Source organism: Streptomyces sp. NPDC092370 (assembly GCF_044755265.1).
Lineage (GTDB): Bacteria > Actinomycetota > Actinomycetes > Streptomycetales > Streptomycetaceae > Streptomyces.
In genome coordinates, this window is the sequence record NZ_JBIVQO010000013.1 from 244,690 (window position 1) to 265,045 (window position 20,356).

Sequence of the window (20,356 nt, forward strand, 5' to 3'; positions counted from 1 at the left end):
GGAACGATGCCGGTTCGGGATGATGCCGAGGAGTTCGCGGCGTTGCTGCGTCAGCTCAAAGACCGCACCGGTCGGAGTTACGGCTCCCTCGCCCGCCAGATCGACATGAACGCCTCCACACTGCACCGGTACTGCGCGGGCGAGGGCGTTCCGCAGGACTTCGCGCCCGTCGAGCGGCTCGCGACCTTCTGCGGGGCGACACCTCAGGAGCGGCTCGAACTGCACCGACTGTGGCTGTCGGCGGTGGCGGCCCGGCAGCGGGTGCGTACGGCCGGCTCACCAAGGGCGGCAATTCCGGCACCCGCACCGGACACGGACACGGACACGGACAGGGGCAAGGGCGGGGAGACGGACACGGATGCAGACGGAGGCGGAGGCGGGGGCGGAGGCGGGGGCGCGGACGGGGACGGCGGCAGGGACCGAGACAGGTACGGCGACCGCGCGGGCTCCGCGCATCACCGTCGACGGGTCCTCGCCACCGCCGTCTGCGCTCTGCTCGTCATCACCGTCGCGGGTCTGTCCGCCGTCTCGGACGGCCACTCTTCTGGGGCGGGCGCGTCCTCCCGCTCCGTGAGCCCCGGGGGGACCGCCGGCGGCGCACCCGGCCGCTCGGCGCAACCGTCGGCCACGCAACCGTCGGCCGCCGAGCCCGCCGCCGACCCGCCCCTCACCTGGAGCGTCGACCCCCTGGTGTGGGACAAGGGCTGCGACCACGACTACGTCATCGACAAGCCGTCCGCGCAGGTGCCTCCGCCGCCGTTCCCGCAGGACGCCGAGGTGTGGGCGGCGACGCAGGGCGCGGTGCACGGGCGGCGGACGAAGGTGCAGATCTCGGTGCAGGGGCGGTCGTCCACGGCCGTGGTCCTGAAGGCGATCCACGTCCGGGTCGTCAGCCGCGGCGTTCCCGCCGGCGGGAGCGCCTACTCCATGGGCCAGGGCTGCGGCAGCGATCTCACTCCCCGTCGCTTCACCGTGAACCTCGACGAGGACCGCCCCCTCGCCGAGCCGAAGGACGGCGCGAACGGTGCCGACGGCGGGCACGTCATTCCGGCCGTGCGCTTCCCGTACCGTGTCTCCGCCGAAGACCCGCAGGTGCTGGAGGTCCATGCGGGGACACAGACCTACGACGTCCGCTGGTACCTCGAACTCGACTGGTCCTCCCAGGGCCGCACCGGCACGATCCGCATCGACGACGACGGCCGCCCGTTCCACACCACCAGCATCAAGGGCATGGCGCACTACTGGTACGGCAGGAACGACGCGGGAGAGCGAGCCTGGGTCCCGCTCGGCAGCCACTGACCTTTTCCGGTTGCCTTCGGGTGGTGCCGGTGGGTGATTCCTGCGGTATGCCGGTGTGATGCGCCACGCGGACGGTGGGGGCCTGACTGTTGAGCGGCGGGCTGCGCGTGAAGGGACCGGGCTGGAGGCCGGGCGGGGGTTCGCAGGAGGTGACAGGAATTCGGTCATCGCCAAGGACCTGCGAGTGAGCGAGCGTTCGGTGGAGCGATGGCGCCGCACCTGGCCATGAAGGCGCTATGGAGGGTCTCGAGCCGAAGGAACCCGCGCCCACCTTTTTTCGTCCTCTTGACGATAATCGTGGCGTCCGGTTATCGTCGCCCAGACGAAAAGCGAGGGGATTCCATGGCTGACATCACCCGGCGCCTCGGCCTGCGCCACCTGCGTGGCGCGCCGACGGCTCACATCCGGCACCACCGCGCCGGCCGCCTGCTGCACGACGGGCCGGGTCTGAGCTTCTGGTTCCGCTCGCTGACCGCCGCCCTGTCGGAGATACCGGTCGACGACCGGGAACTGGCGATGACGTTCCACGCCCGTACGTCCGACTTCCAGGACGTGACGGTGCAGGCGACGGTCACCTACCGCATCGACGACCCGGGCGTCGCCGCCGCCCGCCTCGACTTCTCCATCGACCCCGACACCGGCGTGTGGCGGGGCGCGCCGCTGGAGCAGCTCGCCACACTGCTCACCGAGACCGCCCAGCAGCACGCGCTGGACGTCCTGGCGCGTACGCCGCTGGCGGCCGCGCTGGTCGACGGCGTCAGCTCGGTGCGCGAGCGGATCGCAGCCGGTCTGGAAGCCGAACCCCGGCTGCCCGCGACCGGCATCGAGGTGGTCGCCGTACGCGTGGTGGCGCTGCGACCGGAGCCCGAGGTGGAGCGCGCGCTGCGCACCCCGGCCCGTGAACAGATCCAGCAGGAGGCCGACCGGGCGACGTACGGACGGCGGGCCCTCGCGGTGGAACGGGAACGGGCCATCGCGGAGAACGAGTTGGCCAGCAAGATCGAACTCGCCCGCCGCGAGGAGCAGCTGGTCGACCAGCGCGGCACGAACGCCCGGCGGGAGGCCGAGGAGCACGCGGCGGCGGACGCCGTACGGGCACAGGCGGAGGCGGCACGGACGGTGCGGCTCGCGGAGGCCGAGGCGGCTCGTGCCGTACGGCTGTCCCGTGCCGAAGCGGAAGGGGCGCGCGAACTCGGCGAGGCGCGGGCCCAGGCGCAGGCCGCCTGGCTGCGGGTCCACGCGGAGGTGGACGTGGCGACGCTGCACGCGCTCACCGGGACACGGCTCGCGGAGAACCTGCCGCGCATCGAGAGCGTGACGGTGTCACCGGACGTGCTGACCGGACTGCTGGCCAAGCTGGGCGCGCGGGAGCAGGCGTGAGCCTCGCCCCCCGGGTCGTGCTCGTGCATCGCACCACGGAGTACGAGGAGTTGGTGGCCCGGCACGGCACGCACGGGCAGGCCGCCTTCTTCCTGTCCTCCCGGGGCCGGGACATCGCGGAGCTCGCCGAGCGGTACCGCCGGACGCGACAGGCGCTGAGCGAGGTCGGCTCGGCGGTTCCGCTGACCTGGCGTCAGGCACGGGTGGAGCGGGCCGACCTGGACCGTTTCCTCTTCGCCCCCGAGGACGTGGTGGTCGTGGTCGGGCAGGACGGGCTGGTGGCGAACGTCGCCAAGTACCTCGCGGGGCAGCCGGTGGTGGGCATCGACACCGACCCCGGACGCAACCCCGGGGTGCTGGTCCGGCACCGCCCGCACGACGCGGCCGCTCTGCTTCCGGCGGTCCTCACCCGCTCCGCCGGCGTCGAGGAACGCACCATGGTCGAGGCCGTCGCCGACGACACCCAGCGGGTCGTCGCCCTCAACGAGATCTGCCTGGCAGCCGTCGGACATCAGACGGCCCGATACCGCCTGGGCCTGGAGGGCGACGGGGGTGCCGTCGAGGCTCAGGCCTCTTCCGGGGTGCTCGTGGGCACAGGCACCGGGGCGACCGGGTGGATCCGGTCGGTGTGGCAGGAGCGCGGCGGCCACTGGCCCCTGCCTTCGCCCACCGAGCCGCGCCTGTTGTGGTTCGTACGTGAGGCCTGGCCGTCCCCGGCCACCGGCACGTCGTCGGTGGCCGGGGAACTCACCGCGTCGTCCGCTCTGCACATCACCGTCGAGTCGGAGCGGCTCATCGCCTTCGGGGACGGGATGGAGACGGACGCGGTGGAGCTGACCTGGGGGCAGTCGGTGCGAGTGGGGGTTTGCCAGGAGCGGTTGCGATTGGTGGGGTGAGGCGACACCCGGCGCCGCGTCAGCCGCCGGGCTGGGGCTGAAGCCGTTCGGGCCGGGCCGGCAGGCGGCGCGCCGTGCGGCCGGGGTGGAGGGGGCGCGGGCGACCACCTGGAAGGCAACCCCCGCCCACCCCAGCGCAGCCGGTGCCGTCACCGTTCCGGTGTCACGACCAGCCAGAGGTGAGGCCTGCGTCGACGACTTGAGAGCCTCTGGCCTGCGGGATCTCGACTAGGGCCGGACGACTCTTTGAAACGTCTGACCTGCTGCTTCTCTGATTCGAGGTCCTCTGACCTGGCACGCCGCAACTTGATCCGGACACACATCAACTGCTCTCGGACGCGGTATGAAGCAGCGACCGAGAAGGCTTTCGGGGTCCTGGGCGGTATGCCGGTGGGCGGGCGATCGCCTGTGGCCCCGCCTGACTGCCGGTGGGTGCGAGGGCTTCCCACTTGGCCTTGCTTGCGGCGATGATCGGCTGAGCATGCCGATGGCCGTAAGCGCGGCGGCCCGACGCCTGGGAGATCGTTTCAGTGCGAGACCTGCCTGCCCCGAGCTCGACGGGTGTCCGTATTGCTGGTGACCGCTATCAGTGGCTGGCTGCGTGGCAGGGGTGTGTCGCCGCTGTCCGGGATGCGGCGCTGCGTGCGTCCAACCCGGTGGTGGCGGTGGGCGTCGAGGTCGACGACGCGGGGAACTTGGACGATGTCGTCTTGTACCGGCAGGTGCCGCCGCACACCTACATGCAGGTCAAGTACGCCGCAGACAACTCTACCCCCGTCAACGGTGACTACCTGCTCAAGCTCAGCGATCGCGGCGGCCCGTCGATCCTGCGGAAGATGGCGCAAGCCTGGGAGAAGCTCACCGAGGGCGGCACTCCGGTCGATCTCGCGTTGCTGAGCAACCGGTCCCCGGATGCGGAAGACCCGCTGATCTCGCTGAGGGACTCCCGCACTCAGCTTCTGGTTCCGAAGGCGGCGCAGCAGGGCCCGGGCTCCAAGAAGGGTCAGGCACGCAGGCGTTGGGCCGACGGTGCCGGGCTGAGTGAGGACAGGCTGCTGGACTTGCTGAAGGTGCTGCGCTTCGACCTGGCACGAGACGTGATGCACCTGCATGAGCACTTGCAGATGCTGATGTTCGCCGCAGGGCTGCGGTTCAGCGAGGAGGCCATGCACTCCGGCGCGGACTGGGTGGCCCGTCAAGTCGCCGACGGGCAGCGCCGCCTGTCCCTGGCGGATATCAGGGAGGCGATCCGGGCCCTGGGCCTGGAAGCCGGCTCATCGCGTCCGGTGCTGTCCATCGCCACCCTGAAGCCGGATCCCATGGCGGAGGACGCCGATTACGCATTGGACTGGGTGGATCGCTTCGAGGGAGCCTCACCGTATGTGAAGCGGCGTCCGCTGGCCCCGGCCACCTGGGCGCAGTTGCAGGCGGACATTGAGGCCGCGCCGTACCGGATGCCGCCGGGCACCACCACGGTCGCTGTCACCGGCAGCCTGCGTCTGGCACCCGCTTTCGTGGTCGGTGCCGCCTTCCGCATGGTGGCCGGCTCCGACCTTGCCGTGGCTCAGCGTGAACAGCTGTGGTCATCCACCGCAGCGTACGACTCTCCGCTGACGCCAGCCGTCGATGAGCACACCCTTGACCTTGGAACGGATCTCGCCGTGGCCGTCGCGGTCGCCACGGACCCCACGCAGGACGTGCTGGACTTTTTGCGCGAGCATCGGGTGCCCGTCTCCCGGCTGCTGGTCTTGCGCCCGCCCGGAGGGGCGAAGGACAACTCCATCCCGGATGCCGCGACGGCCAGCGCGTTGGCCGTCGGTATCCGGGACCTGCTGCGCCGTGCCTGCCGCGCACATCCCGCGATCCACCTCTTCCAGGCCGGCCCCATGGGCCTGGCCCTGCTGCTGGGCAACCGGTGGAACCGGCTGCGCCCCACCACCGTGTACGAGGACGTCAACGCACAGCAGGTGTATGAGAAGGCCTTCGTCATCGACGCATGAGGGCTCGCTAAGCCCCTACGGTCCCGCCGCCGGAGGCGTCGTGGTGCCGCGTGCCAAGCGCATGTCATGGTGGATCCGGGCGAGGCGGTCGCGGGCCGTGAGCCAGCCCAGCGCGACGGCGACCGGCAGCGGGCCGTGGAAGAACAACAGCCCCTCCACCGCAGCGGTCCCGCCCAGACGCTGAGCCCGCTCCCCGGGCTGTCCCTTCGGGGTATGCCCGCCGGAGATGCGAGGAGTGTCGTCCCTGGCCGGCTGTCTCGTCCCCCTGCCGTTAGCCGAGGTTTGCATCGGTCCTGGGCCCGGCCCGGCGGGTCCTCGATGCGAGGCAGCGGCTCAGACGCTCCCTCTCCCTGCATCAAGCACGCGGCTCCGATGCGGATGGCCGCTGCCGTAAATGATCAACTAGTCCTGGTGGAGGAGGGTTTGTCAGTGGTGGGTCTTACTGTGGTGAACGAGCAGCCATAGATGCCTGTTTGTGGCCGCCGCGCCCCAGCCCGGGGTCGGCGGCCGCGGCGTGCACCCGGGCTGGACGACGCGCCCGAGGAGGCACACCGCATGGGGATCGACGACGCATTCGACGCGTTCCAGAAGACCGTCAACGAAGACATAGACAAAACCAGACTGGCCCGCGAGCGCAGGGACCTGTTCAAAACCGCGCTGTTGAGCGAGCCGGACGTCGTGGAGACGTTCGGCTCGGGTTCTCTGAGCCGCAGCACGCAGCTCAAGCCCATCCACGATGTCGATGTCGTGATCGTCTACGACCCCGACGAGCACCCCGAGTGGGGGAACGACGGCCCAAGTGCCCAGGACGCTCTCGAGCACGTCCGCACCCAGGTCAACCGGCTGCTGAGCCAGACCAACGGCACCCACGCCAACGAGGTCCGGCACACTCTCGTGCGCAATCACGCAGTCAAGTGCTTCCTGGACGACCCCGAGGACCCGGAGGCCTTCACCGTCGACGTCATGGCCGCCCTGCGCCAGGAGGACGGCTCGCTGCTCATCCCCGAAAAGCTGAACACCCGGTGGGTGCCGGCCAACCCGGAATACCTCATCGGCCAAGTCGCCGATCACCAGCGGGACTGGCCGCACTTCCGGCCTCTGGTCAGGGTCCTCAAAGAGTGGCGGCTCACCGCCCCGGTCCAGGGAGGCATCAAGTCTCTCGTCATGGAGGTCCTCGCCCTCAACTGCATGCCCAGGTCCGGCAACCGCTCCCAGGCACTGAAGACGTTCTTCACTGCCGCCGCGGTCCGCGTCCACGAGGGCGTGTGGGACCCGGCGGGGCTGTGTGGTCAGATCCAGCCGGACCTGGACCATGCAGGTCTGTCCGATGCCTTCGCCGACGCAGCAGACCTCGCGGAGCGGGCCTGCGTTGCTGCTGCCGAGGGAGACACCGACAACGCGCTGCGGCTGTGGCAGAAGATCTTCGGCGACGACTTCCCGGCCCCTGCCGCTCCGGCCAAGCCAGCCTCACTGATCACCGGGATACCCGCGCTCATCACCCCGCGGCCCATCAAGGACGCACCCCAGGGATGACGACCGCACACACGCCCAACGGCCGTACGCACCACACCTGGTGGACGTGCGAACCGCGCCGACTGCACCGTGACCATGCGGAGATCACCGCTCAGTTCCCCGGCCTCGTCTGGAACGAGGCCGGAGCAGGGAGTTGGGAGGGCAGGCTGCCCCGCTGGCCTTTCGAGAGGCCCGAGCCCGAGCATCTCACCGCCTGGATCGGCGAGGAAGGGCTCCTTGTGCGTCTGGAGTACAGCCAGGCCTACCCCATGGTGGCGCCCCGGCTCGTTCCCGTGGATCCACTGCCCGAACCGTTTGAATGGACCCAGCACCGCTGGCACGTCAACGGCGACGCCAGCCTGTGCCTTCTGCGGGACGACGTATGGACGGGCCGCGAGTCGGTTGTCGATCTGTTGCTGAAGGCCGCCGGCTGGCGGATCGAGTACGCGTTGATGAAACACCAGACGATCGAGCAGATGACCGGCAGCGGCATCGTCACCGACGATCGCCTCGACCACTTCCTGGCCCAGCCCCCGTCACCCGAGGACACCACTGACCACCCTGAGCTGGACACCGGCGGACAGGACGGTCCCTCGTGCTGATCCTCATCCCACAGGACGCCGCGACCACACTCCGCGCCTCGGGCGCGTGGGGCCGACTGTCGTTGCGTATCAGCCATCCGGACGACCTAGCGGTGGTGGGCGGCATCTCCGAGGGCGGCGGCTCCATCATCTCGGTCGACCCGCCGCCCCCTGCCCCTCGCCTGCTCGCTGGCTGCGACTCCCGTCCTACCGGCTACTGGTACCAGGCCAACAGTGAACTGCACGCGCTCTGGTACCTCCTGCGGGCACGGCGGGGCACATCCATGAAGCTGGACGCGTTCAAGGACGCGGTGCCCAGCGGTTTCAAGACGCCGGGCGACGGCGGCTATGTGGCCATCACCCACGCCCCCGGCGTGAAGGACGCCTTCCCCGAAAGCGGTCTGCCCGACCTCGTCGCCTGGCACGTCACCCGCGCGGGCTTCCAGCCCATCGAGGCGTCGGCTGAGCCCGAAACCACCGGGATTCGGCAGCTCGGCGGTCACTGGCCCGTAAAGGAACTGCAGAACACCCGCATCATGCTGGTCGGAGCGGGGAGCATCGGCTCGGCCACCGCCCACGCTCTGGCCGGCTACGGCGTCGGCCATCTCACCCTCGTCGACCCCGACCGCCTCGGCTGGCACAACCTCGTCCGGCACACCAGCGCCCGCCGACACATCGGCCGACACAAAGTCACCGCCCTCGCCGAGGAACTCGCCGCACTGCGCCCCGACACCACCGTCAGCGCTCTGGCCCTCGACGTCATCGAGCACGCCGACCACATCCGGGCCCTCCTCGCGGACACCCACCTCGTCGTATGCACGGCAGACGGAGTAGCCCCGCGCCGCGTCACCGGCCACTTGGCCCGCCGCGCCGGCCTCACCGCAGTGCTCGCGTGCGTCCTGCAGGACGGCGCCCTCGGCGAAATCCTGCGACTGCGCCCCTGGCCCCAGCACGGCTGCCTCACCTGCAGACGCCGGACCCTCGCCGAGGCAGGCGGCCTCGACCCCGAGCCCGCCCTGGACGCCGGGTACGGCACCGGCACCCGCCACCGGCCGATGACCGCCGTCGGCTCCGACCTGCATCTGGTGGCCCAGCTCGCAGCCAAAACCGCCGTCGCCACCGTCCTCCAACGTGCCGGACACCCCGACCAGCGACTGCCGGGAGAGCATGCCCTGCTCGGCCTGCGTCGCCAACCCGACTGGGCCCCACCCTTCGACCTCGGCCACACCGCCGAGCTGCGCTGGCTTCCCGCCACACCACCGAGATCCGGCTGCCCCACCTGCGAAGCCCCATGACCCAGCAGCCCGTCACCGCCGTGCACCTCACCGCCCCGGCCACACGAATCGTCACCACCGAACTGCGCACGGCCGACCACACCACGGAGACCGGAGGCATCCTGCTGGGCCACCACACCCACGACATCGTCACCGTCCACCACGCCGGAACCCCCGGACCTGCCGCCGTGCGCACCCCTACCTACTTCCTCCGCGACCTGGCACACGCCCAGGCACTGGCCGACGAGGCATTCACGAGCGACGGCAGCGTCTGGGTCGGCGAATGGCACACCCACCCCGCCAGCCGCCCCATCCCCAGCGCTCGCGACGCCGCCACCTACAGGAAACTTCTCAACGATCCGGAACTGGGCTTCCACAGCGTCATTGCGGTGATCTTCGCTCCTCGGGCAGGCCGTTGGGAGGGCGCAGCCTGGGCATGCCGCCTCGGCCGCATCGAGCCGGTGCAACTGCACCTCTCCCGCTCTGTCGGATGAGACGCCGAAAGAAGCTCGGGTGCTCAGAACGGGGGCGCCAGAGCACGTCACCGTTCACCGGTGGCTGGCCAGCCGCACCGTAGAGCTCTCAGGCGACGGCTGCCTCTGCGGCAGGGCTCTCACCATCGGCGTCCCGGCCGTCGGGCGGCGCCACGGATGCGGGGCCGCCGAACGCCCCGATGGTTCGACGCCGAAGCAACAGGCTGCCCGCAGCAGCCGGGCCGGTCGTGCGCGCTGCACAGGACGGCGCGCCTTACCGGCGCGGTGTCAGTCGTCGTCGGGGTCATTGCGGCCGACGAACATGTCGTCGAGGGCTTCTTTGGTGATGGCTTCGGTCTCGTCTTCGATGGCTTGCTGGGCGGTCTGGCAGATGAGCTGGTCGAGGGTGTCCATATAGCCGCCGGTGCGCTCGTGGAGTTCTTCCTCGAGGTCCAGGAGCGAGCCGGGCTCGTGGCCGTAGAGCCGGAGGTTGGAGTCGTAGGCCCGCAGCACGGTGCGCCATCCCTCCTCCTGTCCCGCGTGGAAGGGGATGGGGTTGATCCGTATGACAGGCAGGCTGCTGCGGAACTGCTCGGAGGTGCGGGGCCGTTCGGTGCGGCGGCGGTTGTGCAGGCCCTCGTTGACGATGTCGGTGGCGCCGCGACCGCTGTAGATGACCGAGAGGCGCAGGCGGGCCTGGAGGCAGTCGAAGTAGTCGAAGGCACCGGCCAGGTGGCTGTCGTGGATGCGGTCGATTCCGTCGATGAGGAGCAGGGAGGTACGGCTTTCGCGCATGGCGTGGATGACCGGTTCGGTCATGTCGGTGCTGCGGTAGGTCCGCTTGTCGATGTTGACGGTGTGGTCCATGCCGAAGAAGTCCGCGAGCGGCAGGGACCAGTCCATGTTGCTTTCATGGCGCGGAGGGACGTTGATGTAGACGACGGGGGTCCACTCGCTGTCCGGCCTGCGCTCGGTTTCCAGTAGTCCCTGGTAGGCGCGTCCGATCTGGAGCAGCAGCGTGGTCTTGCCGGCACATCCATCGATGATCATGCTCATGCGTTTTCCGGTGGGGCGGAATCGGTTGGTACGCAGGGTGCGCCGCGCGTCCTTCAGCCCCTGGGTCACATCGGGGGTGGAGACGGGGATCATCTCTCCGTGGTAGATCATCCGCGGGTCGGTGTCGGTGACCTTCGTGCCTTTGGGGGCGCAGTCCTGCAAGTCCGGCGGCTCGAGTTTGCGGTGCACGAAGTCCATGAACCCCTCCCGCGCTGTGAGCAGTTCGGGATCCAGCGGCGACCACCGTGCAGCGAGAGCTGCGGGGGCGGCTGGTTTCGGGGCGGTGCGCGCAGCGTCCATCACGTCTCTTGCGGGTCTTGGCTGGGTGGGGGCGGGTCCTGATGGGGCCGCGGCGCAGGCCGCTCGGACGGATCCGCTGCCAGTTCCCGGAAGATGTCGCCGGCTGATCCGCCCAGGCTGTGCGCTCCCGCCGGAGCGGGACGGCGCCGCGGGGGCCGGGGCCGGCCCGGCGACGTCGGCGGGGCGGCGGGTTCGGGCACAGCGGCCGGCAGCGCGGCACGGCGGCCCGGGAAGAGGTCCTTGGCATCGACGTTGAGGGACGGTGCGGGCGTCACGCTGCCGGGTTCGGCCCGGGTGATCCCTGCATACGGGTTGGCCGGTGTTTCGGCGATCTCCAGGGGCTGCGGAACGAACGCGGCCACCGGCTTGACGGAGGTGGAGGTGGGGGAGGGGCCGCGCCGTGCGCGGGCCAGGAGATCGTCCATGGCCCGGGCGATTTCTTCCTCGCCGCCTTCCCGGCCGACGAGGCCGGCGACGAGGTCGGCGGCCTTCTCCCACAGGTACTGGGTCCACGAGTCGCGGATCAGGTGCTGGCACTTGAAGTCGAAGGGCACCCACGGACTGCGGGCGGGGTCCTTTTCGACCGTGTGGTCGTACAGCCACACCCGGCTAGGCTCGTAGGGGTTGTAGTAGACCGGACAGCGCCGGCCCTGTCCCTTGATGCCGGTGTGCCGGTTCTTGAACTCCCGGATGCGATGGCTGACATACGTACGGTTGCCGATCTTGATGCCGTCGCGGGTCACGGTCCGCTTCGCCTGGAGGAGCAGCTTGCGGCTCTCATCCGGTGTGACCGGCCGCGGCACGGCGCCTTCCACGGCGACCGCCGCCGCATACATCTGGTTCGGGGTGAGGACCAGAGAAGGAAGGAAGGGGGAGCGCAGTCCTTCGTGCGGCCGCCGCTGCCATTCGGTGACCACCCACTCGTGCCACAAATCCTGCAGCTCGTTCAGCGTCCACAACCGCTCCTTGTCGACGTCGTCGCCGCGCGTGGCCAGGCTGTTGCCGGTGTAGCCGGCGACGAACTGGGAGAACATGCTCTTGACCGAGGCGTTGGTGCGTTCGATGACCGCCTTGTCGGTGGGGGTGCGCTCCCGGGCGGACTCCACCTCGATGCCCAGCATGCTGCACACGTCCTTGAAGTGCCGGGCCTTGAAGATCTTGGCGTTGTCGACGACCACCGTCTTCGGGCGGATCACCGGCCGCGCCGCGGCACCGGCCATCCGCGGATCGCCGGCCAGCATCTTGGCGTAGGGCAGGTCCGAGTTGGCGGCCAGCGCCTGCGGCGACCAGCCGGGGCGCGCCGCGAGCGGCGCCATCGCCTGACCCAGCAGCAGCGCGGCATCCAGCGACTTGGTGCCGCGGCCGCCGCAGCGCCGGCTGCCCGGCCCCTTCTTCCGGCCCGAAGCCTTGGGAACGATCATCCCGGCGATGAAGCTGCGGCTCAGAACGTCCAAGGCATAGGTCAACTCCACTGCCACGGGACGCCCGTCGTCGCCGAGCGCCAGGACGTCCAGCCCGGTGCCGTCGATCTCCACGCGCTCGCCCAGCAACGACACAGGCGCCGGATGGTAGGGAGGCTCGGGCGGGGCGGTGGCATCACTGCCCCGCCCGGGCGCCGCCTTCAGCGACTCCGCCGAGATCCCCAGCCGCTTGAGCAGGTCGTAGAAGGTGGTACGGGCCGGCATCAGGTCGCGGTACTCATCCGGATGCGCGCGTCGCAGCGCCGCGCGCACCCGTTTGTACAGCCGGGAGAAGGTGCCCGCCGACGCGCCGCGCTGGGCTTTGTCCTCCTGCTGGATCAGCGCCACCACCCGCTCGTCGACGTTGCCGTGGACGGTGCTCGTGCGCAGCCACCGCTTGTCGACCAGACCGAGCAGCCCGTGAGCTTCGTAGGCCAGGCATTTGCGCTGCACGGTAGCGACCGACCCGGTCAGGCCGGCCGCCTTCAGCTCGGCCGCCTTCAGGGCGTAGCGGGCGGTGCGGGTGGTGGTCGCCAGATCGTAGCCGCGCCGCGCAGTGAAGGCGCCGTCCCGGGCGCCGACAGGGCGGCCGGTCAGCACCTCCCGGCAGGCTTCTTGAGCTATGGACATCAGCTCGCCGGGCATCGCACGGCACAACAAGAAGACGCCGCGCTGCGAACACCACGACGCCCTCCTCCAGCCAGAGCAGCGCACCGAGTTCGCGGCCCGGTTCCCGGCCGGCCACCAGGCGCAGATGGCGTTCCTCCTGGCCACTACGCCAGCAACGCCTCCCTGGTCGCCGCGCTCTTGGGCACTGGAGTGCGTACGGTGCGCCGCCACTGCCGTGGGTGGCCGCCACCGCCCGGGCTCCGGCTGCGCCGGGCCCTGCGCCGCCGTGTCGTGGACCTCGTGTGCCCGCGGTGCCTGTCCGATCGTGCGGTGGAACAGGCGCGCCAGGCGAATCGGGAAGCCCGGCGCGCGACCCGACGGCTTCCGCGTGATCCCGGCGGCGTGGATCGCTGACACAACGGGTGCCCGAGAACCTTCAGCCCCCTCAGAACTCTGAAAGCTTTTATGCATTAGTGATAGTGAAAAGCTGATGTAGATGCGGAAGTTGCATGGATTCAGGTAAGATGGTGGCATGGGATTGCGCTTGGAGGAGTCGCTGCGGCTGACGGTGGCCGCGTTGATGCAGGTAACGGGTGAATCGCAGCGGTCGGTCGCGGGGGTGCTGGGACTGACGCAGACACAGGTGTCGCGCCGGCAGTCGGGCGCCATCTCCTGGAGCCTGCGCGACGTCGACGTCCTGGCCGAGTACTACGGCATCGGCGCGCTGGACCTCCTGGCGGGTCCGACCAGAGCATGCGAGGCGCTGCCCGCCGACAGGCGCCGTACCGTGCGGACCGAAGCAAGGGGGACGGGCCGGTGAGCGACTTCGACGCGATCGACTCGCTGCTTGACGCCGTCGGCCCCCAGGCCGAACTCCCGCCCTGCCACGTGCGCCGCGAGCTGCGGGAGCGGGCTCGGCTGTCCAAGGCACAGGTGGCACGCGCGCTCGGCGTGAGCCCCTCAACCCTCAGCGGGTGGGAAAGCGGCCGGGACCCGACCGGCGAGATCCGCACCAAATACGCCTACCTGCTGGACGGACTGAACGCTAAGCTCGCCACCGAGACCGAGACGGCGCCGGCTGCGGAGCAGCCCGTCACGTCAGGCACGGCCGCGACTGTCACCCCTTTGTCTTCGCCCGACCTCGGCCAGGACGAGGACGAGGACGATGTGGAGCTGCTCGTCGCCCCCGAGCCCTGTGTGCTGTGCGGCCATCCCGCCGGACAACGCGTGGCGGGGTTCGCTCAGCACCTGACCCCGGCCGACTGCCGGCCCACCGCCACCGGGGCCCCAGCTGCCCCACCAGCCGGACAGCCCACCGCGCACACCTCGAAAGCGCCGCTGCGCACGACACGTCCGGCACGTGCGACGGAGCGTTCCAAGGGCCCGGCCCGCCACGCGTTCCAGGAGACGTCCGGCCCGGTCGACTTGATCCGCGAGGCCGTGCAGGGTGCGCTTGCCGAGCACCGGGGCGACGTCGACGCAGCCACGGCGGCGCTGGTGAAGCGGGCCATCCCGGACGCGATGCGACTGCTGGACGAGACCCGTAAGGGCGCCCGCTACGACGTGATCGCGCACCCCTGGATCCCCGACATCCTCAAGAAGCAGACCGCGCGCGGCGCGGACCAGATCTGGGAAGCCCGGCCCAAGTGGACCCGCCACGAACTCCCGCCCGGCCGACATCAGGTAACCGCGCTCGACATCAACGGCGCCTACCTCTCCGCCCTCAAGACGCACCTCCCCCTGGGCCAGCTCGAGCACTCCACCGGCCTCGCCCACGACCGCCGCCGCTCTGGAGTCCACCTGATCACCCCGCCCGAGTGGGAGCACGAGGCGGTGCTGCCCAACCCGATCGGCCAGCGGGACGAGCCCGGCCCCCTGTGGGTCACCGAGCCGACGCTCCGCCTCCTGCTGCGCCTGTCCGGCCCCAAGCACCAGCTGTGCGAGCCTCCTCAGATCCACGAGTCGTACACCTCCGGGGCCACGGAGAACCTGCTGGAGAAGTTCCGTATCGCCCTGAAGGACGCCCGCGACACGGCGATCGAGCAGGGCGACAGGGTGACGCTGGAGTATGTGAAGGCGATGTACTCGAAGTTCGTCTCCACCATGGGGGAGTCGAACTACAACCGGGAGCTCTACCGCCCGGACTGGATGCACCTCATCCGCAGCCAGGCCTTCGCCAACCTCTGGCTCAAGGCACTCAAGGCCCATGACGAGGGCCTGGCCGTCGTCCGGGCGATGGGCACCGACGAACTCCACGTCATCGGTGACTGGCGCCGTGTCTTCGCCGAAGGCCGAGCTGTTACCGAGGTCAAGGTCAAGGACACGTACACCGCCGGAACCGACGACGCTGAGCACGAAGGCGAGGGGGAGTAGTGCCGGAGAAGAACATCGACTTCGGGAGGTTCGGCGCCCGGGGCATCAAGGGCAGCGACGCCGTCGCGCGCAAACTCGAAGAACTCGCGGGCGGCATCGCCACTCCCGTGACCGCCAAGCGCGGCTGGATGGCGCGCCTGCACTACCTGACGAAGTCGACCCAGACCCTGAAGGCCGCGCAGGACGCCGGACTCACCGTGACCCACCGGACGCTGAAGGCCTGGCTGGAGGGCAAACGCCGCCCCTCCAAGACCAGCCTGGAACGCATCGACCAGGCGTACCGGACGGTGCGCCGGCACAACGTCGCCCGCCATCTCCTCAGACGCCTCAACCGCGACGGACGCGGCACCCGGGTGGAGATCCACCCGCTCAACCAGTCCCAGGTGCCGCAGCAGCTGCAGCGCGTGGTGGAGTACCGGACGATGAACGTGCGCCGCTGGGACCGCATCGTCGGCTCCTGGGCGGCCGGCGACCATCAGGGCCTCGACGCCGCGTGGCAGGACACGATCGTCGACCTCGGCTCGCAGTGGGGCCAGTACGAGTACGTCACCAACGTCGGCTTCGCCGCATAGAGCCGGCGCCGAAACGTGGTCTTCGGCGCCTGCTGGGATGGCGTACGGTGGGGGACACCGACGCGGGGTGGAGCAGCTCGGTAGCTCGCTGGGCTCATAACCCAGAGGTCGCAGGTTCAAATCCTGTCCCCGCTACTGCCGAAGAAGCCCGGATCTACACGATCCGGGCTCTTTCGCGTTCCCTGGACGATCCTCACCGCGCCATCTGTTTTCTCCCGCCTGGCGCCGCCGCGTCGGCACAGGTCACCATGGATACGCGGGCGTCTGCGGCCGTGATATCCCCTCAGCGGCCGCTCAGCCCTGCACACAGTGAAGAAGGTGGTGGGGTGTGGTCGGCGTGGCTGCTTCGGGGACCGGGGGTGGCAGGTGCGCGGACTGAGCGTCGGCACGACCCCCGCGCCGTCCGCAACTCGATGGGCTGCACGAGAGGCCCGGCACTGAATTCTCGTACAGTTCGGACCTCTGCGAACGACGTTGGTAGGCGATCCGCTCCGGTCGCCGCCAGGCGAACTGGTCGGCCTCCTTGGCCGTGCCCGGCCGACTGCCGTCCGGCAGACGGACGGACTACAAGTCCGCTGGAAAGTAGTCGCCTTTGTGGAGATTGCAGATCCAGTGGGCGAGCTGGACGTTGAGCAGCGTGTGCTCGCCGCCTGCAGTGAGCGGGATGCGGTGATCGAGGGTCGCGCACCACATGTCGGGCCAGGACCGCTCGCGCTCGACGGCCGCCTTGCATATCTGGCAGATCCAGCCGTCGCGTTCGTACACCGCGAGAGGATCCAGACGCTCGACGGTGGCTTCCAGGCCCAGCTCGCGCATCCGGGCGGCGTAGCTGTCGGCCGCACGCGACACGCGCTGCAGGCGCTCGGACCGGGCTGCGTAGGCGGGTGTCCACAGCCGAGGCACGGACTCCTTGCCGCATACGAAGGCTGTCCAGGTGTACTCCTGGTCCGCCTCGTCCACATCACGGATGATTTTACCGCCGTGTGGCATGCGCCCGGCCTGTACGCACAGTGATCGACCGACCGTGAGCCTCACAGCAGGGAGACGCCAACTGGCGCAAAAGGGGGAGCTGTTGCTTTGTGTCCCTCTAGGATGACTGCCTGCGATGAGTGCTCAGGTGCCTCATCCGCACGCGTAACGCCCGCACGCCACAACCCTGTCCGTCGCCCGGCGGAGCGGGGAGATACGGAGCAGCTCGACTGTGCACCTCATCCGCTTCTCCGCGTGCGGGTTCCGCTCGCTGACTCATGTACAGGACATCCCGGTCAGCAGCCCGACGATCCTGGCCGGCCGCAACGACGGCGGCAAGAGCGCGGTCCTGGCCGCGCTGGCCTTCTTGCTGGGCGAGCACCGTCTGACGGACGAGGACCGCACCTACCAGCAGGACGAGGGCGTCAAGGGACAGCGCTGCGCGGAGACATGGGTGGAGGGCGTCTTCCGCCTGGACACGGCCGAGCAGGCCGCAGCCGCCCCCTTACCGGCCGAGCTGCGCATCCGGCGCCGCTCACGGGCCGGCGAGGCGGCGTGCTGGGAGTTCTTCGGATCGCAGCCCGCCGACAGCCGTCTGCAGGGCCTGGGCCGGCTGCTGAAGAAGGACCTGGCCGAACTGGTCGCCGAGTTCGGCCTTGCCCCGTCGGGCGCGCTGAAGGAAGACCTGCTGGCCGCGCTCACCGCGCACGCCACGACCGTCCCGCAGACCGACCAGTGGCAGCCGCTGCCGAAAGACATCGAGGCACGTCTGCCGCGGCTGCTGGCGTTCGGCGGCAAGGATGAGAGCCCGGACGACGCGGTGCGCACCGCCTTGAACAGCTGCTACGAGACCCATCTGGAGGACGAGACCCTCCAGGGACAGGTCCGGGAGATCGAGAAGGAGATCACGCAGCGGCTGGAGAAGGAAGCGGACTCCCTGTGCCGGCACATCCGCCAGCACTGCCGTGAGTTCGTCGGCGTGGAGGTCAAGCCCGAGGTCTCCTTCAAGGGCGGCTTCAAAAGAGCGCCGCTGGAGGTCTCCAAGGCCGACGGCGAGCCCGTGGACCTGACCCGCTCGGGCCAGGGCAGCACCCGGCGCATCGCCCTGGCCGTGTGGGAGTGGACCAGCAGCCTCCTCGAGAGCAGCGAACTCGCCGCGACGGGCGAGCAGGACGAGCCGCAGCCCACGCAGACCATCGTCGTCTACGACGAGCCCGACACCCACCTCGACTACCGCCACCAGCGCACCGTCATGGACATCATCCGCAAGCAGTGCGCCCTGCCCCACGTCAGCGTCATCGTCGCCACCCACTCGATGAACCTCATCGACGGCGTCGACATCGCCGACGTCGTCCACCTCAAGCTCAGCGACAGCGGCCGCACCCTCGTCGAGCGCCTCGACGACGACACCCACGACGGCATTGACTTCCACCTCGGCCAGATCGCCGCCGCAGTGGGACTGCGCAACTCCGTCCTGCTGCACGAACGCTGCTTCCTGGCAGTCGAAGGCCCCACCGAGCAGCAGTGCGTGCCCCTGCTCTTCCGCCTCTCGCAGGGACTGCCCCTGCAGGCGGCCGGCATCGCCCTGTGGGCCTGCGACAACAACGAAGGAGCACTCCACCTCGCGGGCTACCTCGTCAAGCACCACCGCACCGTCATGCTGATGGTCGACGCCGACAGCCGCACCAATAAGCACTTCAAGACCGAGAAGCTCATCAAAGCCGGCCTCGACCTCACCACCCAGGTCGCCTACGTCGGCGAGAGCGACGGCTACAACGAGCTGGAGGAGCTCTTCAGCGACCTCCAGTGGGCGGCCGCCGCCAACGCCCACTGGCCCCGCCCCCAGGGCCAGCTGTGGAGCGCCGACGACTTCACCGAACACCGGGGCGGCAAGTTCAGCGAACGCATCCTCTACATGATCAAACAGCGGGCCGCAGAGAGCAGCCCCAACGGCAAGGCCGACATGCTCTACGCACTGGTGTCCATGCTCACCACCCCCGAAGAGGTCCCCCAGCAGCTACGGGACATCTTCACCGAGGTGCAGGCCCTCGCCTGCTGATCTGCTGCTGCGTTCGCCGCTGCAGCATGCGCTCCTTGCGCTGCTCAGTGGTCGGCGCCGTCCAGGCGTGCCATCCGGCCTCCGCAGTCCATTGCCGCGCGTGCGCGCGGGCTTCGATTCCGCACCACCGGCAGCCCCCGGGCGCCGCAGTGTGCTCGGTCCTGGCAGAACGCGATAACGACATCACATCCTCCTTCCCCCACTGTTTATCTTGCCTCCTGCCACTGACAATCACCCCGCGAGCCGCGTCCGGCTCCGCCACCCGGCCACGCAGGCGAAGAAACCTTTCCCTCGCGTGTCGCGCCTCCGAAACAAGACCGTTTATCGGGAAAACCGCCCGTAGCTCCCACCACTCTGGTTACGGTCTGTGCCCATGAGGTTCCTGCACACCTCGGACTGGCATCTCGGCCGCCGGTTCCACGGGGAAGATTTGATCGACCACCAGCGCAAGGTCCTGGACCACATCTGCGCCACCGCCCGCACCCAGAAGGTGGACGCCCTGCTGATCGCGGGCGACATCTACGACCGTGCCATCCCGAGCCTGGACGCTGTACGCCTGTTCGACCGGGCTCTGCACCAGCTCGCCGACCTCGGCATCCCCACCGTCATGATCAGCGGGAACCACGACTCGGCCCACCGTCTCGGTACGGGCTCCGGCCTGTACGCCAAAGCCGGCGTCCACCTGCGCACCGACCCCGCCGACGCCGCCCGCCCCGTCCTCCTCGACGACGAGCACGGACCCGTCGCCGTCTACGGAGTGCCCTACCTCGAGCCCGCCCTGGCACGCACCCAGCTGGACGCCGAGACAGCCTCCCACCAGGCCGTTCTCACCTCAGCACTGGACCGCATCCGCGCTGACCTCGCCACCCGACCGGGCACCCGCTCCGTCGTCCTCGCCCACGCCTTCATCACCGGCGCCACCACCAGCAAAAGCGAACGCGACATCAGCGTCGGCGGCATCGCCCACGCCGGCGCCGACCTCTTCGACGGCATCCACTACACCGCCCTGGGCCATCTCCACCGCCCGCAGAGCGTCAACGACCGCATCCACTACAGCGGCTCCCCACTGGCCTACTCCTTCTCCGAGACCAACCACACCAAATCCCTTTCGCTGGCCGACCTGCCGGCCGACGGCGCCCCCACGATCACCCGCCACGACATCCCGGCCAGCCTCCACCTGCCGCTGGCACGGCTGACCGGCCGCATCGAAGACCTGCTAACGGATCCCGCACACGAACCTCACAGCGAAGCCTGGCTGCAGGTCACCCTCACCGACACCGCCCTCCCGTACGAGGCGATGGCACGACTCAGACAGCGCTTCCCCAAGACGCTGGACATGCGGCACGTACCCGCCGGCATCCCGGCACAGGCCACCGACAGCCCCACCTACCGCGAACGGGTACGCGGCCGCGGCGACCTCGACATCGCCCACGACTTCATCACCGCCGTGCGCGGCACCCCACCCACCACCGCAGAGGCAGACCTCCTGCAAGAGGCCGTCGACGACATGCGCGTGCGCGCCCAGGAGAAGGAAACCGTCTGA

17 protein-coding genes and 1 tRNA gene are annotated in these 20,356 nt (G+C 69.7%); 14 read left to right on the forward strand and 4 right to left on the reverse strand.

Translation table 11 applies throughout. The features are described 5' to 3' along the window. Window positions 1–6: 6 nt before the first annotated feature. The 4 genes from ACIQHQ_RS31770 to ACIQHQ_RS31785 all read left to right on the forward strand — a co-directional run bounded on the left by ACIQHQ_RS31770 (window position 7) and on the right by ACIQHQ_RS31785 (window position 5,575). Window positions 7–1,299: a helix-turn-helix domain-containing protein gene (locus ACIQHQ_RS31770; protein WP_402618506.1), complete on the forward strand. Its 1,293-nt coding sequence runs from the start codon at window positions 7–9 to the stop codon at window positions 1,297–1,299. A gap of 342 nt (window positions 1,300–1,641) precedes the next feature. Next, window positions 1,642–2,679 carry an SPFH domain-containing protein gene (locus ACIQHQ_RS31775; protein WP_402618509.1) on the forward strand — a complete coding sequence of 346 codons (1,038 nt, stop codon included), beginning with the start codon at window positions 1,642–1,644 and terminating at the stop codon, window positions 2,677–2,679. Continuing rightward, complete coding sequence (locus tag ACIQHQ_RS31780) at window positions 2,676–3,575, forward strand: hypothetical protein (protein WP_402618512.1); 900 nt, start codon at window positions 2,676–2,678, stop codon at window positions 3,573–3,575. Before ACIQHQ_RS31775 ends, ACIQHQ_RS31780 begins: the two co-directional genes overlap by 4 nt. A gap of 530 nt (window positions 3,576–4,105) precedes the next feature. Beyond that, the gene (locus ACIQHQ_RS31785) at window positions 4,106–5,575 is read left to right on the forward strand and encodes an SAVED domain-containing protein (protein ID WP_402618515.1); all 1,470 of its coding nucleotides are present in this window, start codon (window positions 4,106–4,108) and stop codon (window positions 5,573–5,575) included. A gap of 15 nt (window positions 5,576–5,590) precedes the next feature. On the opposite strand, the gene ACIQHQ_RS31790 is transcribed toward ACIQHQ_RS31785, so the two are convergent. Next, on the reverse strand, window positions 5,591–5,734 hold the full coding sequence (locus ACIQHQ_RS31790; protein WP_402618518.1) for a hypothetical protein: 144 nt from the start codon (window positions 5,732–5,734) through the stop codon (window positions 5,591–5,593). Window positions 5,735–6,130: 396 nt separating this feature from the next. Here ACIQHQ_RS31790 and ACIQHQ_RS31795 point away from each other — a divergent pair, with 396 nt between their 5' ends. The 4 genes from ACIQHQ_RS31795 to ACIQHQ_RS31810 are packed head-to-tail and all read left to right on the forward strand — an operon-like array spanning window position 6,131 to window position 9,436. After that, window positions 6,131–7,108, forward strand: a complete 978-nt coding sequence (locus ACIQHQ_RS31795) for a hypothetical protein (RefSeq protein WP_402618521.1) — start codon at window positions 6,131–6,133, stop codon at window positions 7,106–7,108. Then, a complete protein-coding gene (locus ACIQHQ_RS31800; RefSeq protein WP_361017946.1) occupies window positions 7,105–7,689 on the forward strand; it encodes a hypothetical protein in 585 nt (194 codons plus the stop codon). Before ACIQHQ_RS31795 ends, ACIQHQ_RS31800 begins: the two co-directional genes overlap by 4 nt. After that, entirely contained in the window at window positions 7,683–8,963 is a 1,281-nt protein-coding gene (locus tag ACIQHQ_RS31805) for a HesA/MoeB/ThiF family protein (RefSeq protein ID WP_402618525.1), read from the forward strand. The genes ACIQHQ_RS31800 and ACIQHQ_RS31805 overlap by 7 nt, the downstream gene beginning before the upstream one ends. Further along, on the forward strand, window positions 8,960–9,436 hold the full coding sequence (locus tag ACIQHQ_RS31810) for a Mov34/MPN/PAD-1 family protein (RefSeq protein ID WP_402618527.1): 477 nt from the start codon (window positions 8,960–8,962) through the stop codon (window positions 9,434–9,436). Before ACIQHQ_RS31805 ends, ACIQHQ_RS31810 begins: the two co-directional genes overlap by 4 nt. A 267-nt stretch (window positions 9,437–9,703) precedes the next feature. Here the strand turns inward: ACIQHQ_RS31810 and ACIQHQ_RS31815 are convergent, their stop codons facing one another. Both ACIQHQ_RS31815 and ACIQHQ_RS31820 read right to left on the reverse strand, forming a co-directional pair. Then, window positions 9,704–10,669, reverse strand: a complete 966-nt coding sequence (locus tag ACIQHQ_RS31815; RefSeq protein WP_402618530.1) for an ATP-binding protein — start codon at window positions 10,667–10,669, stop codon at window positions 9,704–9,706. 101 nt (window positions 10,670–10,770) lie between these two features. Beyond that, window positions 10,771–12,861, reverse strand: coding sequence for a Mu transposase C-terminal domain-containing protein (locus ACIQHQ_RS31820; RefSeq protein WP_402618533.1), 2,091 nt, complete (start codon window positions 12,859–12,861; stop codon window positions 10,771–10,773). A 511-nt stretch (window positions 12,862–13,372) separates the two neighbouring features. Between ACIQHQ_RS31820 and ACIQHQ_RS31825 the strand changes: the two genes are divergently transcribed. From ACIQHQ_RS31825 to ACIQHQ_RS31840, 4 genes are all read left to right on the forward strand, one after another. Next, the gene (locus tag ACIQHQ_RS31825) at window positions 13,373–13,660 is read left to right on the forward strand and encodes a helix-turn-helix domain-containing protein (RefSeq protein WP_402618535.1); all 288 of its coding nucleotides are present in this window, start codon (window positions 13,373–13,375) and stop codon (window positions 13,658–13,660) included. After that, the gene (locus ACIQHQ_RS31830; RefSeq protein WP_402618537.1) at window positions 13,657–15,213 is read left to right on the forward strand and encodes a helix-turn-helix domain-containing protein; all 1,557 of its coding nucleotides are present in this window, start codon (window positions 13,657–13,659) and stop codon (window positions 15,211–15,213) included. The genes ACIQHQ_RS31825 and ACIQHQ_RS31830 overlap by 4 nt, the downstream gene beginning before the upstream one ends. Then, the gene (locus tag ACIQHQ_RS31835; protein WP_402618540.1) at window positions 15,213–15,785 is read left to right on the forward strand and encodes a transcriptional regulator; all 573 of its coding nucleotides are present in this window, start codon (window positions 15,213–15,215) and stop codon (window positions 15,783–15,785) included. The genes ACIQHQ_RS31830 and ACIQHQ_RS31835 overlap by 1 nt, the downstream gene beginning before the upstream one ends. A 61-nt stretch (window positions 15,786–15,846) precedes the next feature. Beyond that, a tRNA-Met gene (locus ACIQHQ_RS31840) sits at window positions 15,847–15,920 on the forward strand. 429 nt (window positions 15,921–16,349) lie between these two features. Here ACIQHQ_RS31840 and ACIQHQ_RS31845 read toward each other — a convergent pair. Further along, complete coding sequence (locus tag ACIQHQ_RS31845; protein WP_402618543.1) at window positions 16,350–16,745, reverse strand: HNH endonuclease; 396 nt, start codon at window positions 16,743–16,745, stop codon at window positions 16,350–16,352. A gap of 241 nt (window positions 16,746–16,986) precedes the next feature. On the opposite strand from ACIQHQ_RS31845, the gene ACIQHQ_RS31850 reads away from it, so the two are divergent. Both ACIQHQ_RS31850 and ACIQHQ_RS31855 read left to right on the forward strand, forming a co-directional pair. Then, a complete protein-coding gene (locus tag ACIQHQ_RS31850) occupies window positions 16,987–18,813 on the forward strand; it encodes an ATP-dependent nuclease (protein ID WP_402618546.1) in 1,827 nt (608 codons plus the stop codon). Between the two features lie 373 nt (window positions 18,814–19,186). After that, complete coding sequence (locus ACIQHQ_RS31855) at window positions 19,187–20,356, forward strand: exonuclease SbcCD subunit D (RefSeq protein WP_402618549.1); 1,170 nt, start codon at window positions 19,187–19,189, stop codon at window positions 20,354–20,356.